Source organism: Kitasatospora sp. NPDC094019 (genome assembly GCF_044764505.1).
Lineage (GTDB): Bacteria > Actinomycetota > Actinomycetes > Streptomycetales > Streptomycetaceae > Kitasatospora.
Genome location: NZ_JBIWIF010000013.1, coordinates 50100 through 64611, shown reverse-complemented (window position 1 = coordinate 64611; position 14512 = coordinate 50100). Strand labels below are relative to the sequence as shown.

Below are 14512 nucleotides of genomic sequence, written 5' to 3'. Positions count from 1 at the left end.
ACGGCGGCCCGACCCCCGGGGTACGCCCTCAACGGGCCGGGCTGCGCCGTACCACCACGCCCCGCGCGTCCGCCTCCAACGAGGCCGAGCCGCCGGCCCCCGCCACACCGATCCTGATGGTGAGGGCCCCGCTCAGGCGCTCCGCGGAGAGCTGCCAGCCGTGCGGTGCGTCGACGCCGAGCGTGGTCCTGGCCTCCTCGACCAGCGCGGGCACCCGGTCCAGGGGCAGCGACCGCGGGTCGAACGCCGAGGCACCCGCCCCGTCGGGGGCGAACACCACCGTCAGCAGCTGCTCCCGCACGACGACGGTCAGCGCCTGCCGGCCGTCCCCGCTCCCGGTGAGCGACTCGACGGCCTCCCGCAACACGCCCCGGTCCAGCACCGACCGGCCGGGGCCGAAGGTGACCGTGCCGGTGGCGGAGGAAAGGACCGTGACGGTGCTCGTGGTCGTGCTCGTGGTCGTGCTGGTGCTCGACGTGCTGACGGGGACGGGCTGTCCGGCGGGTGTGCCGGTTTCGTTCCCGAACAGTTCCGCACGCAGGGGCAGGACCACGGCGGCCGCGCCGAGCAGCACCCCGAGGAGGGTGGTCAGGCTCCAGGCACAGCCGTCCTGACGTTCCGCCACCACGATCGGCCCGGGCGCCGGCTCCAGGACGGCGCCGGCCGCCCGCTCCTCCCACGCCGGGGTCGGCCGTTTCACGATCCGCACCAGCCACGGCCGCTCCGGGGGGTAGCGGACCACCAGGACCGTGCCGACCCGGTAGTCGGTCAGCTCGGAGACGTGCACGTCCTGGGTGATCCGGATGCGGAAGGCGGGCGCCCGGTCTGGGGCGACGGTCAGGTCGAACCGCACCGGGACGTCCGTCTCCTCGCCCTTGCGCAGCTCCCGCGCGTCGATCAGCGCCAGCGCCGTCAGGGGAGCGAGAGACCCCTCGCGGGCCCGGCGCGGCGCGCCCGCGAGGCGGAACAGCAGCGCGTAGGCCGCGAGCAGGACCGGCCCGGCGGCGATCAGCGGGACCCTCCCGAGGACGCAGCCGACGACGAAGGCGGCCGCCGCCGCCCCGATCACGCCACCGGTCAGGAACCCCCTGGCGAGGTCGACGGGAGCGGCACCGGTGGGCGGTACGACCGCAGCGGTTGTCATACGGGTGATTCTGTCCGTTCCGGACGGCGGTCGACAGGGGTCGGTACGCGCTCGATCGATCATTTCCCCGGCCGGAGGTCGCCTCGGCCGGGTGGTCGGCGGGGCGGGGTAGTGGAGACGGGGTGGCGGGGGCGAAGTCAGGCGCGGCCGCCGGCGGGGGCGGCGTCCGGGGCCGGGGGACGCGGGGGGCCGGATGCGATGCGGGCGCGGACGAGTTCGACCGGGCCCCGGAACCAGCCCAGCTTCTCCACCCACCAGGTGAGGCCGGCCGCCCGGTACGGGGCGACGAGCGCGGCGTCGGCAGCCCGTTGGTCGCCCGATGTCCGGCCCTCCATGACGACGTCGAACGGCCTGTCCTGGGAGGGCTGTTGGGAGCGGACGTAGGAGACCACGGCTTCCAGGTCGGCCGGGGGCATCATCTCGGTGTGGCCCACTCCGGCCCGGGTGGGGAAGACGCCGTCCCAGTGTGCGGCCCGGCGCATGGGGCGTCGTGCGGGCCAGGTCCCGGCGATCCACACCGGGATCCGGGGACGTTGAGGGCTCACCGGCTGGAAGGTGAGGTCGGTGACGGTGAACCACCGGCCGTGGAAGGTGAACGGACGGCCGGTCCACAGGCCGTCGAGGATCCGGAGCGCCTCGTCCAGCTTCTCCGCGCGCACCCGGGGGGCCGGGTCCTGGCCCAGCGCCTCGAACTCGGCGGCGGAGGAGCCCAGTCCGGCGCCGAAGATCAGCCGGCCGTCACTGAGGAGGTCCAGTGCGACGGTGGCGCGGGCGACTTCGGCCGGACGTTTGAGGGCGAGCACGTTGACCATGACGCCGATGCGCAGGCGTTCCGTGTCGGCGGCGATCGCGGCCAGGGTGGTCCACGAGTCGGTGACGTGTTCGTCCGGGTGTTCCGCGACCTGGCCGTCCCAGAGGAAGAAGCCGTCCCATCCGGACCGCTCCGCCAGCACTCCGAGTTCCCGGAGCAGGCGGGGATCGGCGTACTCGCGTCTGTTGGGCAGTCCGACGGCGTAGCGCAGGGGCTGCAGTGGTGTGGCGTCCATCGGTTGTCGCCCTCCTGATCGGCTGCCCGGTCGCTCTCCTGATCGCCGTCCCGACGGCCCGCGGGGTCCCGGACGACTCTCCGGACCGGACCCCGGTGGTCACCGGTGCGACCGGTTCCCGCCTCGATGGTCCCGGCTGCGCGACGGCCGGGGCAACCGGAGCGGGGTCGTGCCGGGTGTCCCGGCGGTGCCCGGCCGCTTCACAGGCCGCGAGCCGGGGACGGTGCTAGGGTCCTTGGGGAGCCCGGATCGCCGACGGCGGTCCCGATGCGCTTCCCGTGCGGCGACGCCTCCCTCGGCGGGGCGGTACGCCCCCTCCTCCCCCGGGACCAGTGACCGGCCGGAGCCCCCTTGGCGACCGCGGCCGGGGCGGCGGGCGTCCGCGATGCCTACCAGGCCGGCCGGATCCGATCCGGCCAGCGCCGCCCGGACCTTCCACCCTTCCACATCACCTTCTGTACCTCCGCCGGCCGTCGCCTTCGGACGGAAGAGCGCCGGAGGACTCGAAGGGAGCAGCGATGTCCGAGAACAGCGCGGCCCCGGGACTCGGCCCGCCGAGTCCGATCGGTGTCGTGGTCCCGCGTTCCGGCGAAGTGGCCGTCCTGCCCGTGGCGTACGAGCGGCCGACCGGCGTGACGAGTGGTCCGGCCGGCTGCGACCGGGAGCCGCTCCTCGCGGACGACGGCCGCACGGAGCGCACGGAGCGCACGGAGCAGATGGAGCACCCGGAACGCGTACGCACGGAACGCACGGAACGCACGGAACGACCGGATCGCACGGACCGACCGGAACGGACCGGGCGGACGACGCGGGCGGCGGCCCCGTGAGCGGCTCGACGGCGGCCACGGCACCCCGGAACGGCCGGACCCCGGCCCCGGTGCCCGGCGACGAGGTCCTGGTGATCGGCGGCGGGTTCACCGGCCTGGCCGCCGCCCACGAGCTGGCCCTGGCCGGGGTGGCCTGCCGGGTGCTGGAGCGCGACCCGTACGTCGGCGGTCTGGCGGGGTCGTTCGAGGTCGGGGGAGCCCGGCTCGAACGGTTCTACCACCACTGGTTCTCCTCCGACCGGGAGGTCCAGGGGCTGTGCGCGGAACTCGGCTGCTCCGACCTGCTCCAGCCGCACCGGACCCGGACCGGCGTCTACTACGCGAACTCGGTGTACCGGCTGTCGAGTCCGTGGGACGTGCTGCGGTTCGCCCCCCTCCCGCTGCCCGGGCGGGTCCGGCTGGGCTGGTCCGCGGTGCGCGCCCACCGGGTGAAGCACTGGCGGGACCTGGAGGACCTCACGGCCCGGGAGTGGCTGGTGCAGCTGAGCGGGCCGCAGGTCTACGAGACGGTCTGGCGTCCGCTGCTGGAAGGCAAGTTCGGCCAGTACGCGACCGAGGTCGGCGCCACCTGGATGTGGACCAAACTCCACCTGCGCGGTGGCAGCCGGTCGCACAGCGGCCACGAGGTCCTCTACTACCTGCGGGGCGGCTGCGCCGCACTGCTGGACGCCTGGGTCTCGCGGCTGTCCGGACTGGGAGTGCGGATCTGCACGGACACCCCGGTCCGGCAGGTGCTGACCGACGCCCACGGGGTGTGCGGGGTCCGCACCGGGAGCGGCGTCCTGCCAGCACGGCGGGTGCTGGCCACCACGGCACCGGACCTGCTCGCCGGCCTCCTCGCCCCCGCCCGCGGCGGACCCCCGACCCATCCGGACGTGCCCGCCGTGCGCCGCCGGCTGTCCGACATCTCCTACCTGGCCAATCTGTGCCTGGTGCTGCAGACCGACCGGTCCCTGTCGGACACCTACTGGCTCAACGTCACCGACCCGTCGTTCCCCTACGTCGGCGTCATCGAGCACACCAACCTGGAGGATTCCGACGTCTATGCCGGGCGCCACCTGGTCTACCTGTCCGCCTACCTGCCGACCGGCGCCGAGCTGTACCGGATGGACGACGACGCGGTGTTCGAGGCCAGCCTGCCGCACCTGAGACGGATGTTCCCGGAGTTCCGGCGCGAGTGGGTCCGGGGCCACCACGTCTGGCGGGCCGATCACGCCCAGCCGGTCATCACCCCGCACTACTCCGACCGCATCCCGGCGGTGGAGAGCGATGTGCCGGGGCTCTACCTGGCCAGCATGGCCCAGGTCTACCCCCAGGACCGGGGCACCAACTACGCCGTGCGGCAGGGACGGCAGGTCGGCCGCCTGATCGCCGACCGGATCCGCACCGCCCGTGATCCGGTGTGCTCCGGCACCGGGGACGGTACGGGCCCGCGGTCCGCCCCCGGGGGAGGGACGCCGTGAACGCCGCGGCCACCCCGGCCACCCCGACTGCCCCGGCCACCCCGACTGCCCCGGCCACCCCGGCCACCCCGGCCGCGCCGACCACCCCGGCCAGCACGAGGAAGGGACGCCATGAACGCCCTGATCAGCACCGAGGAATGCGAGCTGATGCCCGTCGAGCGGGTGCACGAACTCTACCGACGGCACGTCAGCCGGGGCCAGGTGACGCTGCTCTCCGCCTTCGGATTCGGCCGGGACGCCGTGGACAGCGCCTCGGGGTGCTGGATCACCCTGCGCGACGGACGGCGGGTCCTTGACTTCACCGGCGGGATCGGCGTGCTCAACCACGGCCACAACCACCCCCGCATCCTGGCCGCGCGCCGGCGCTTCCAGGAACTGCGGCGGATGGAGGTGCACAAGAACTACCTCTCACCGTACGTCGCCGCGCTCGGGCACAACCTGGCGCAACTGCTTCCCGGGGACCTGGAGGTCAGCTACTTCCCCAACTCGGGCGCGGAGGCCGTCGAGGGTGCCCTCAAAATGGCCTACAAGTACCACCGGGGCCATCGCGGCACCGTGCTGCACACCGACATCGCCTTCCACGGCAAGCTGCTCGGCGCCGGTAGCCTGACCGCCTCGCCGGAGGTGCACTTCACCTTCCCGCGGATCCCCGGCACGGACAGTTTCGCCTTCGACGACCTCCGCTCCCTCGAACTGGCGCTGGAGCGGCACACCACGCCCGAGGGGGAGAGCGACGTCTACGCACTGGTCCTGGAACCCTTCAGCGCGTCCAGCCTCCGCGAGTGCTCGGAGGAGTTCCTGCGCGAGGCGCGCCGGCTGTGCACCCGGCACGACATCGTCCTGATCTTCGACGAGGTCTACACCTCGTGGGGCAGGACCGGTTCGCTCTTCCACTTCATGCGCCACCCCGGCCTGGTTCCGGACGTGGTGACCACCTCCAAGTCCTTCGGCGGCGGCAAGGCGTCGATCTCCGGCTACGTGGCCAGGGAGCCGGTCTTCCGCCGGGCCTACGACTCGCTCCCCGACGCCACCCTGCACAGCACCACCTACTACGGGTTCGGCGAGGAGACGGCCACCGCGCTGGAGGCCGTGGCGATCGCGGTCGAGGACGACTACCCCGCCCGGGCCCGCCGCCTCGGCGAGCGGCTGCACCGCGGCCTCACCGCCCTCGCCGCCGCGCACCCGCACCGGATCGCGGAGGTGCGCGGCGCCGGTGCCCTCCGGGGCGTCGTCCTGCGCCATGGTCCGGCCGTCCTCGACCACGCGCTGCGTCTGCTGCCGTCCTCCTTCGCGCGCGACCCGCAGGCCGCGGCCAAGCTGGCCACCGCCGCCGTGGTGGCCGGCCTCTACCGCGACCACGGTGTGCTCACCTACTACGGTTCCAACCAGGACCTTCCCCTGATCGCCGCGCCTCCCCTGGTGGCCGAGGACTCCGACCTCGACGTCTTCCTGGCGGCCCTGGACGCGGTACTGGCCAAGGGGATGCCCCGCCTCCTGGCGGGGCTGGTCAGGGAGCAGGTCTCCGCATGAGCTCCCCGGCGGTCCGTGCCGCGGCACCGGTCGGAGGGTTCCGCACCGCGCGGGAGCACCGCCGCCTGCGGGTCTGGGAACGGAGGGTGTGCTCGGCCGGACTGCCGCCGCTCTGGGCGGGGCGCTGCGCAGCCCTGTCCGAACCGTCCCGCCGGGCCGCCGCCGTCCGGCACACGGCCGCCACCCTGGCCGCCCTCCCGAGACCGTACCGCTTGGTGTTCGCCCTGTTGATGCGGACGTTCCCGGTCGCCGTCGTGCTCGCGGACCCGAGGGGCGCGCTCCGGGACACCGGGGACCGGGCTCGGCCGCGACGGGTCGCCGACCGGCTGTCCAAGGTGCCCGGCTGCGCCGAACTGTTCAGGGTGAGCCTCGTGCTGGCCCTGCACGGAGCTCTGGACGGGGCTCCCGACGGGGCCCGGGCCGGTGCCCCGTCCAGAGGTTCGGGCGGTGCTCCGTCCCCCGATCCCGACGCCGCTCCCGACGCCGCTTCCGACGGTGATCCGTTCGCCGGGACGGACCGCGCTCCGGACGGATCCGCCACCGCACCGCGCCGGGGGCTCGGATGACCGGCACCGTCCGTTCCGTCTGCTGCGACGCCCTGGTGATCGGCTCGGGGGCCGGCGGCAGTACGGCTGCCCTGGAGCTCGCCGGCGCGGGCAGGGAGGTCCGCGTCCTCGAGGAGGGCCCGCGCGTGTCGCAGGAGTGGATCACCCGGGCGTCCCCGGCGGAGAACCTGCGCCTGCTCTACCGCCAGGGTGGCCTGCTGCCCATCCACGGCGCGCCCACCATCCCCTTCGGGGAAGGGCGTTGCGTGGGGGGAACCACCGTGGTCAACGGTGGGCTGTTCTGGCGTCCTCCGGAACGCCTGCTGGAGGACTGGGCGTCCGCCGGCGTCGACGGCTTCCGCGCCCACCACCTCGCCCCCCACCTGGCCGAGGCTGAGCGGCGCCTCGGTGTCGTCGACCAGCGGCCCGGCCCGGGGAACCGCGACTCGGTGCTGCTGGCCCGGGCGGCCGACAGGCTCGGCTGGCGCTGGGCACCGGCCCGTCGGGTGGTGCGGGGCTGCCGGCACGCCAACCGGTGCGTCACCGGCTGCCCCACCGGGGCGAAGCAGAGCATGCTGGTGAGCTACCTGCCCGCCGCCGAACGACTCGGGGCGGTCGTCGAGCCCGACACCAGGGTCCTCCGGCTCGAACACGACGGCACCCGGGTCACGGCCGTGCACGCCCTGCGCGACGGCCGACGGCTGCGCTACCTCCCACGGACGGTGTTCCTGGCCGCCGGTCCGATCGGCAGCGCGCTGCTGCTGCGGCGCAGCGGCATCGGCGGACACGGCCCGGGCCGGGTCATCGCCTTCCACGTCAACTTCCGCACGGTGGCGCGGTTCGGCGAGCCCGTCCGCGCCACCGAGGGCACCATCTTCACCGCGCAGCTGCAGGAGTTCGCCGACCAGGGTGTGCGGGTGATGCCCGCGAACCTCACTCCGGGTTCGCTCGCGGCGGCGCTGGCCGCCCACCCCGCCGGGACCATCGACCGGATGCTCGCCCAACTGGACCGGGTCGCGGTCTACACCACCCAGGTGAGCGTCCGGGGCACCACCCGGCTGCTGCCGGTGCCCGGCCTCGGCGCGGTCCTGCGGCACCGGCTGACCACGGGGGACCGGGACCTTCTCCGCTCGGCGTTCCGGCATACCGCTGAACTCCTCCTGGAGGCCGGCGCGGTCGAACTGCTGCCGCCCGGACCGGCCGGGCTGACCACGCCCGCGGAGACGGACGACTTCGCGCTGCACGGCCGGCCCGAGCGCTGGGACCTGATCTCCGTCCACGCCATGGCGTCCTGCCGGATGGGTCCGTCCGCCCTGGGCGGAGTGTGCGACAACCAGGGGCGCCCGTACGGCTTCCTGAACCTGCGGCTGTGCGACGCGAGCGTCCTGCCGGGCGCCACGGGCGTCAGCCCGCAGGAGACCGTCATGGGCTTCTCCCACCTGATCACTTCCCGCTACCTGGAGCAGTCGGCCGGCGGTACCTGAGCGACGGCCGCCGGCGCGGCACCAGCGGCGCGCGGTGCGCGACGGGCGGCACCCGCGAACTCGACCGATCGACCAGCGGCTTCGCCCACCCCAAGGGTGGGTTTCGCCGGCTCGCACAGATACTGAACGCGTTCAAATCTGTGCCATGATGTCGCTCGGGAACGGTGGGGACATGGAGGCGGCAGTGAGGAATCCGACGTCGAGGGGAGTCGGGCGCCGCCCGGTGCCCGGCTGGGCCTTGGTGGTCGGCTGGGGAGTGCTGGCGGCGGCGGGTCCGTTCGCGTTCGCCTCGGCGCCGGTGGGGACGGCCGTCCTCGGCTCGGTCCCGGCTCTCGCGCTGGGAGTCCTCCTCGGTCGGCGCCGTGCGACCGCGACGCTGGCGGTGGCGGTCGGAACCGGGGTCGTCGCGCTTCCCGCGGTGGCCGTCGCGACCGCCGCACTGCCTGGAACCGAGCCGGGCGACGGGCTGTTCGTGCTGCTGGCCCTGGCGATGGCCGGGGCACTGTTCCACGCGCTGCCGCTCGTGGCCGGCGGATGCGCGGGATCGTGGCTTGCCGCCCGTCCGGTCGCGCGCGGTACGGCTGCGCGCGACCGGACGGCGGGGGCGGTCGGAGCGGCCGGTGGTGGTGCGGGGGGCGGTTGCCAGAGGCCCGCGGGGGTCTCCCGGCCGGGCACGTTGCCGATGAAGGCGCCGTCGGGGCGGTCGGGGACGACGGCGAGGCCGGAGCGGGTGTCGCCGTAGCCGTACATGAACGTCAGGTGGGCGCGGTTGCCGCCGTGGTACGTGCCTCCGGTGAGGGTGAAGGTGAGGGTGAGGGCGATCACAGCCGGTCCAGGGACACCCGGCTCTCCTGGTCGGCGGGGCGGTAGACCAGCAGCCGCAGTTCCGGGTCCTCCAGCGGGAGGAGGATATCGAAGTCGACGGTGATCGCGCCGACGGCCGGGTGTTGCAGCAGTTTGCGGCCGCGGCCGTTGACGCGGACCTCCCGCCGGGCCCACAGACGCGCGAAGTCCTCGTCCTGCGCGGTGAATTCGGCGATCATGGCGGTCAGTGCCCGGTCCTCGGGGTGGGCGGCCCAGGCCGCGCGCAGATGGGCCACACCGTCCCGCAGCACGGACTCGCGGTCGGCGTAGAAGGCACGCATCGGCGGGTGCAGCAGGCAGAGCCACATGGCGTTGCGCCGCTCCGGCGGCACGGTGTGGAAGTCCGGTAGCAGCCGGGCCATTTCGGGGTTCCAGGCCAGCAGGTCGTAGCGGTGGTCCATCAGCGCGGCGGGCAGCGGGGAGAGGTCCTCGACCAGGCGGGCCAGCGACGGCGCCGGGCCGGGGGTCGCCGTGCCGCCGGTGGCGCCGGTGTTGCCGGGGCGTCGCCGTCCGGCAAGGTCGAAGAGGTAGTCCCGTTCGCTCGCGTCCAGGCGCAGGGCCCCGGCCAGTGCCGCCAGTACCTCGGCGGAGGGCCGCAGGCCCCGGCCCTGTTCCAGCCGGACCACGTAGTCGGTGCTGACCCCGGCCAGCTCGGCGACCTCCTCGCGGCGCAGTCCGGGTGTGCGCCGGGCCCGCCGGTGCGCGGGCAGGCCCAGCCGCTCCGGGTCGAGGCGTTCACGCCTGTCGCGCAGGAAGGCGGCCAGTTCCTCGGTGGTGTCCACGGTTCGGGTCGTCATGACCGCTCCAACCGCCAGGGTGGGAGCGGCCTTCCCAGGAAAGTCCCTCCCTTATCCCGGACGGGCCGCCGTCGCAGACTCGGTCCCGGCAACGGAACGCGAACACACGCGGACACTCGCGCACACAGGAGGACCTGATGGCACTGGCCCTGGACGACTACCGGCTGCTGGGCCGCTCGGGACTGCGGGTCTCACCGCTGGCCCTGGGCACCGCGACCTTCGGCACCGAATGGGGGTGGGGTGCCGAACGGGCGGAGGCGCGCAAGCTGTTCGACCGCTACGTCGGGCTCGGCGGCAACCTCCTCGACACCGCCGACACCTACACCGAGGGCAGCTCCGAGCGGCTGCTGGGCGAGTTCGCCCACGAGGAGCGCGACCGCCTGGTGCTGGCGACCAAGTACTCGACCCTGCGCCGCCCCGGCGACCCGAACTCCGGCGGCGGGCACCGCAAGGCGCTGTTCGGTTCGGTGGAGAGCAGCCTGCGGCGGCTGGGCACCGACTACCTCGACCTGCTGTACCTGCACGTCTGGGACGCCCGAACGTCCGTCGAGGAGGTGCTGCGCGGCCTGGACGACCTGGTCCGACAGGGCAAGGTGCTGTACGTGGCGATCTCCAACACCCCGGCGTGGCAGGTGTCCCGGATGCAGGCGATCGCCGACCTGCGCGGCTGGTCGCCGCTGGTCGCGCTGCAGGTCGAGTACAGCCTGATCGAACGCACCGCGGAGCGCGACCTGATCCCGATGGCCCGGGAGCTGGGCCTGGGCGTCATCCCGTACTCGCCGCTGGGCGGCGGGGTCCTCAGCGGCAAGTACGGCCGCCAGGACGTGGGGGCGACGGGCGCGGGCCCCGACGGGAGCACCCGGCGGAGCCACAACCTCGCCCTGGGCACCCTCACCGAGCGCAGCCTCGGCGTGGCCGGTGCGGTGCGGGAGCTGGCGGGGGAGTTGGGGCACACCCCGGCCCAGGTGGCGCTGGCCTGGACGCTGCGGAAGCCGGGCGTGACGAGCACGCTGCTCGGCGCCCGGACCCCCGCCCAGTTGGAGGACAACCTGGGCGCCCTGGCGGTCGAGCTGACGGACGCCCAGCTGGCCCGGCTCGACGCGGCGGGCGCGACAGCCCTCGGCCAGCCGCACGACCTGCTGGCGAGCGAGCCGATCCGCCGGGTGACCACGGGCGGCATGCGGATCGGGACCCGCCGCTGACGGCCGTCCGTCCGCGAAGACGTCGCCGTCGGCCAGCCGGGCCGGGCCGGTGCGGCGGGCGGTCGGCCCGGAGTCACTGGCGGTGGACGGTGGTGCAGGGGCGGTGGTGTAGGCGTGCTGCCGGGTGACCGGCCCGGCGGGGCACCACCGGGGGACGGTCTGTCCGGCGGGTTCCGGTACAGGGCAGGCCGTTCCGGCCTCGCCGGGTTCCTGCCCGGCCCGGGCCGTGGGCGGTCCGGTACATGGTTGATACACGACTGCGTGGTGGCGGAAGCCGCGTGACGACCGGGTGGAAGTGCCGGTCGCGGAGCCTGGAGGCACACCCGGCGGCGACCGCCCCGGGACCTGTTCCTCTGGCTCCGGGAGGCCGCCGCCGTGTCAGTGCTCACACCGTCCGAAGACCGAGACCGAGACCGAGACCTGCCCCGAGACCTGCCCCGAGACCGGGACGGGGACCCGGTCCTGGACGGGGAGCGGCGGACCGCGCCCGGTCGTCGTTCCCCGGTCCGTCGCGGGGTGCTGTGGGCGCTGGCGGTTGCCCTGCTGGCCGGGGCGGGGGCCGGTGGTGGCGCGTTGGCGGCCCGGCAGGGCGGTGACGGTGTCCGGGCGGGTGGGGTGCCGGTGCTGCCGGCGCCCGAGGCGGTCGCGGCGCTCGGTCTGCCGTGGCCGCAGGAGGGGCAGGCGGCCGTCGCGGCGGCGGGAGTCGGCGTGCTCGGTGTCGCGGGGGCGCAGCGGCCGGTGCCGATCGCGAGTGTCACGAAGGTGATGACGGCGTACGTGGTGCTCATGGACCATCCGCTGCGGGACGGGGAGGAGGGGCCGGTGATCACGGTCGACGCGCGGGCGGCCGAGGAGGCGGGTTCGGTCGACGAGTCGACCGCTCCGGTCACGGCGGGGCAGCGTCTGAGTCAGCGCAAGCTGTTGGAGGCGATGCTGCTGCCGTCGGCGAACAATGTGGCCCGGTTGCTGGCCCGGTGGGACGCGGGCAGTGAGGAGGCGTTCGTGGCCCGGATGAACGCGCAGGCCGCCCGGTTGGGGATGGCCGGCACCACGTACACGGGGGCCAGTGGTCTGGAGGCCACGACCGTGTCCACCGCGGCGGACCAGGTGAAGCTGGCCCGTGAGGCGATGAAGGAGCCGGCGCTGCGGGCCACGGTGGCGCTGCGCGACACCGTGCTGCCGGGCCGGGCCGCGCCGCTGCGCAATACCAACAGGCTGCTCGACCTGCCGGGGGTGGTGGGTCTGAAGACCGGTTCGACGACCTTGGCGGGCGGGAATCTGATGTGGGCGCTGGAGGTGGCCGACGGCAGGGACGGTTCGGAGCGCCGGCTGGTCTACGGGGTCGTGCTCGGTCAGCGGGCGGGTACCACGCCCGCCGACGGGATGCGGGCCGCGCTGGAGCGCAGTGGGCGGTTGGTGGAGGTCCTGCGGCAGAAGCTGCCCGGCATCCTGCCGGCACTCGACGGCGGTCGGCGGGAGTGGGCATGAGCGCGCGTACCGGTACGGCCGCACCGTCACCTGCGGCCGCGACGACACCCCCGGTCGTGGACACCACCGCGCCGGCCCGCGAGCCCGGCGCCGACGGCGGGCGCGGGTCCCGTCGCCGGGCGGAGCGTCACCACGTCCCTCTCCACCGCGTCCTTCGGGACCGTGTCCTTCGCCGCCCGACCGGCCTGGCCGGCCCGGCGGGTGCGGCGCGCTCGGCGGGCCGTGGTAAGTGGCGGCGGGGGTGGCTGGTCGCGGGGGCCGCCGCCGTGCTCGCCGCCCTGATGGCCCTGAACCCCTGGCTGCCGAACGGCCCGTTCAACCTCGCCAGTCTCTGGCAGACCGTGCTGCCCTGGTCGGGCCTGGGCGTGGTGCTGCTGCTCCTGCTCGCGGCACTGCGGCGTTCCGCGCTGGCGGCGGTGGCCGTCCTGCTGCCGGCCCTGGTCTGGAGTGTGCTGTTCGCCCCGGTCCTGCTCGACAAGCGCGCGGTCGGCGGGGACTTCACGGTCGTCAGCCACAACGTGAACGAGGACAACCCGGACCCGGGCCGCACCGCGCGCGCCCTGGCCGGTTCCGGGGCGGATGTCGTGGCGGTGGAGGAACTGGCGCGCGGCGCGCAGGAGACCTTCCGGCGCGAGCTGGCTTCCGCCTACGCCTTCGCCGAGGTGCACGGCGGTGTCGCGCTGTGGAGCAAGTACCCGCTGAAGGACGTGGAGCCGGTGGAGATCATGCCCTGGACCCGGGCGGTGCGTGCCACCGTCGTCACACCCAAGGGTCCCGTCGCCCTCTACACGGCGCACCTCGCCTCGGTGCGCGTGCTCCCGGAGGCGGGGTTCACCACCTTCGCCCGCAACGAGGCGGCGGGCAGGCTCGCCGCAGCCGTGGAGCGCGAGCCGCTGTCGCGGGTCGTCGTCGTGGGTGATTTCAACGGCTCCTTCGACGACGCGGCGCTGCGCCCGCTGACCGGTCCGCTGCGCTCGGCCCAGCGGGAAGCCGGCGACGGCTTCGGTTTCACCTGGCCCGCGTCCCTCCCGGTGGTGCGCATCGACCAGATCCTGGTGAAGGGCATCACCGCGCGCTCCGCGTGGACGCTGCCGGACACCGGCAGCGACCATCTCCCGGTCGCGGCGTCCCTGAAGCTGTGACCACCCCGACCACCCCGACCACCCGCCACCACTCCCGGCGGCGTGCTCCCCCCAGCTGCCCCCGACGGTGGGGACCGGCCCGGACGTGCTGAAATGATGACCCGACCCCCTCACGCGACGACACCGGAGAACTCTTGTCCGCCACCCGAGTACCCGAAGCGGTCAGCGTCCTCCTCGTCGAGGACGACGCGGTGATCCGCCGTTCGGTGCAACTGGCACTGGAACGCTACGGTTACCGGGTCGAGGTGACCGGTGACGGCCTGGACGGCCTGGACGCGGTGCGGGCCGGAGCGCACGACGTCCTGATCCTGGACGTGATGCTGCCCGGCCTGGACGGCATCAGCCTGTGCCGGCGCGTGCGCGAGGAGACCCTCACCCCCGTCCTGATGATGTCCGCCCGCGGCGACGCCCTCGACGTCGTGGCCGGCCTGGAGGCCGGGGCCGACGACTACGTGGTCAAGCCCGTCGACATTCCCGTTCTCGTGGCCCGTATCCGTTCCCTGCTGCGCCGCGCCACGTACGGGGGCCTTGCGGCCGCGGAGCCCGCGCGGCCGGAGCCGTCCGGGCCGGGCGGGCCGAGCGGTCCGGGTTCCCCGTCCGTGCCGTCCGGGCCGGGTGTGTCGGGTGGTCCGGGTTCCCCGGGCGGTGCGGGTGGGTGGGAGCGGGACGCGCCGGGTGGGGAGGTGGCGGACCTGTTGGTCTTCGGGGGTCTGACCATCGACCCGCGTGGTCTGGAGGTCCGTCTGGAGGGGCGTGCCGTCGCCCTCACGCCCACCGAGCTGCGCCTGCTGCTGGTCTTCGCGGAGAGTCCGGGTGCGGTGCTGGACCGGCGCCGCCTGCTGCGCGAGGTGTGGGACTACGGCTGGGAGGGTGATACGCGGGTGGTGGACCTGTGCGTGGTACGGCTGCGCAAGAAGATCGGCGCCGACCGGATCGAGACGGTCCGGGGTTTCGGCTACAAGCTCGTGCGGGGCTGACGC

Annotated in this window: 12 protein-coding genes; 8 read left to right on the top strand and 4 right to left on the bottom strand. The window is 74.3% G+C overall.

Features of this window, described 5'->3' with window-relative positions:
* Positions 1 to 28 precede the first annotated feature (28 nt).
* Positions 29 to 1144 carry a hypothetical protein gene (locus ACIQ9P_RS26665; RefSeq protein WP_402361084.1) on the bottom strand — a complete coding sequence of 372 codons (1116 nt, stop codon included), beginning with the start codon at positions 1142 to 1144 and terminating at the stop codon, positions 29 to 31.
* Between the two features lie 137 nt (positions 1145 to 1281).
* Complete coding sequence (locus ACIQ9P_RS26660; RefSeq protein WP_402361081.1) at positions 1282 to 2190, bottom strand: LLM class flavin-dependent oxidoreductase; 909 nt, start codon at positions 2188 to 2190, stop codon at positions 1282 to 1284.
* 877 nt (positions 2191 to 3067) lie between these two features.
* Here ACIQ9P_RS26660 and ACIQ9P_RS26655 point away from each other — a divergent pair.
* The 4 genes from ACIQ9P_RS26655 (at position 3068) to ACIQ9P_RS26640 (ending at position 8039) form a co-directional block, all read left to right on the top strand.
* The gene (locus tag ACIQ9P_RS26655; protein WP_402361078.1) at positions 3068 to 4480 is read left to right on the top strand and encodes an NAD(P)/FAD-dependent oxidoreductase; all 1413 of its coding nucleotides are present in this window, start codon (positions 3068 to 3070) and stop codon (positions 4478 to 4480) included.
* A 111-nt stretch (positions 4481 to 4591) separates the two neighbouring features.
* On the top strand, positions 4592 to 6010 hold the full coding sequence (locus tag ACIQ9P_RS26650; RefSeq protein ID WP_402361075.1) for an aspartate aminotransferase family protein: 1419 nt from the start codon (positions 4592 to 4594) through the stop codon (positions 6008 to 6010).
* Positions 6007 to 6576 (top strand): hypothetical protein, encoded by a 570-nt coding sequence (locus ACIQ9P_RS26645; protein ID WP_402361073.1) that lies wholly within the window; start codon positions 6007 to 6009, stop codon positions 6574 to 6576. Before ACIQ9P_RS26650 ends, ACIQ9P_RS26645 begins: the two co-directional genes overlap by 4 nt.
* On the top strand, positions 6573 to 8039 hold the full coding sequence (locus ACIQ9P_RS26640; protein ID WP_402361070.1) for a GMC family oxidoreductase N-terminal domain-containing protein: 1467 nt from the start codon (positions 6573 to 6575) through the stop codon (positions 8037 to 8039). The genes ACIQ9P_RS26645 and ACIQ9P_RS26640 overlap by 4 nt, the downstream gene beginning before the upstream one ends.
* A 132-nt stretch (positions 8040 to 8171) precedes the next feature.
* On the opposite strand, the gene ACIQ9P_RS26635 is transcribed toward ACIQ9P_RS26640, so the two are convergent.
* The gene (locus ACIQ9P_RS26635) at positions 8172 to 8864 is read right to left on the bottom strand and encodes a hypothetical protein (protein ID WP_402361067.1); all 693 of its coding nucleotides are present in this window, start codon (positions 8862 to 8864) and stop codon (positions 8172 to 8174) included.
* Complete coding sequence (locus tag ACIQ9P_RS26630) at positions 8861 to 9700, bottom strand: helix-turn-helix domain-containing protein (RefSeq protein WP_402361064.1); 840 nt, start codon at positions 9698 to 9700, stop codon at positions 8861 to 8863. The genes ACIQ9P_RS26635 and ACIQ9P_RS26630 overlap by 4 nt, the downstream gene beginning before the upstream one ends.
* Before the next feature lie 137 nt (positions 9701 to 9837).
* Here ACIQ9P_RS26630 and ACIQ9P_RS26625 point away from each other — a divergent pair, with 137 nt between their 5' ends.
* From ACIQ9P_RS26625 to ACIQ9P_RS26610, 4 genes are all read left to right on the top strand, one after another.
* Entirely contained in the window at positions 9838 to 10902 is a 1065-nt protein-coding gene (locus ACIQ9P_RS26625; RefSeq protein ID WP_402361061.1) for an aldo/keto reductase, read from the top strand.
* Positions 10903 to 11418: 516 nt separating this feature from the next.
* On the top strand, positions 11419 to 12390 hold the full coding sequence (locus tag ACIQ9P_RS26620) for a D-alanyl-D-alanine carboxypeptidase family protein (RefSeq protein ID WP_402361058.1): 972 nt from the start codon (positions 11419 to 11421) through the stop codon (positions 12388 to 12390).
* Entirely contained in the window at positions 12387 to 13532 is a 1146-nt protein-coding gene (locus ACIQ9P_RS26615; protein WP_402361055.1) for an endonuclease/exonuclease/phosphatase family protein, read from the top strand. The genes ACIQ9P_RS26620 and ACIQ9P_RS26615 overlap by 4 nt, the downstream gene beginning before the upstream one ends.
* A gap of 134 nt (positions 13533 to 13666) precedes the next feature.
* Positions 13667 to 14509: a response regulator transcription factor gene (locus ACIQ9P_RS26610; RefSeq protein WP_402361052.1), complete on the top strand. Its 843-nt coding sequence runs from the start codon at positions 13667 to 13669 to the stop codon at positions 14507 to 14509.
* Positions 14510 to 14512 lie beyond the last annotated feature (3 nt).

What these genes read in the sequence shown, in the direction of transcription:
- ACIQ9P_RS26665 (WP_402361084.1), bottom strand. Translation starts at nt 1,144, where the DNA reads ATGACAACCGCTGCGGTCGTACCGCCCACCGGTGCCGCTCCCGTCGAC.
- ACIQ9P_RS26660 (WP_402361081.1), bottom strand. Translation starts at nt 2,190, where the DNA reads ATGGACGCCACACCACTGCAGCCCCTGCGCTACGCCGTCGGACTGCCC.
- ACIQ9P_RS26650 (WP_402361075.1), top strand. Translation starts at nt 4,592, where the DNA reads ATGAACGCCCTGATCAGCACCGAGGAATGCGAGCTGATGCCCGTCGAG.
- ACIQ9P_RS26645 (WP_402361073.1), top strand. Translation starts at nt 6,007, where the DNA reads ATGAGCTCCCCGGCGGTCCGTGCCGCGGCACCGGTCGGAGGGTTCCGC.
- ACIQ9P_RS26640 (WP_402361070.1), top strand. Translation starts at nt 6,573, where the DNA reads ATGACCGGCACCGTCCGTTCCGTCTGCTGCGACGCCCTGGTGATCGGC.
- ACIQ9P_RS26630 (WP_402361064.1), bottom strand. Translation starts at nt 9,700, where the DNA reads ATGACGACCCGAACCGTGGACACCACCGAGGAACTGGCCGCCTTCCTG.
- ACIQ9P_RS26625 (WP_402361061.1), top strand. Translation starts at nt 9,838, where the DNA reads ATGGCACTGGCCCTGGACGACTACCGGCTGCTGGGCCGCTCGGGACTG.
- ACIQ9P_RS26615 (WP_402361055.1), top strand. Translation starts at nt 12,387, where the DNA reads ATGAGCGCGCGTACCGGTACGGCCGCACCGTCACCTGCGGCCGCGACG.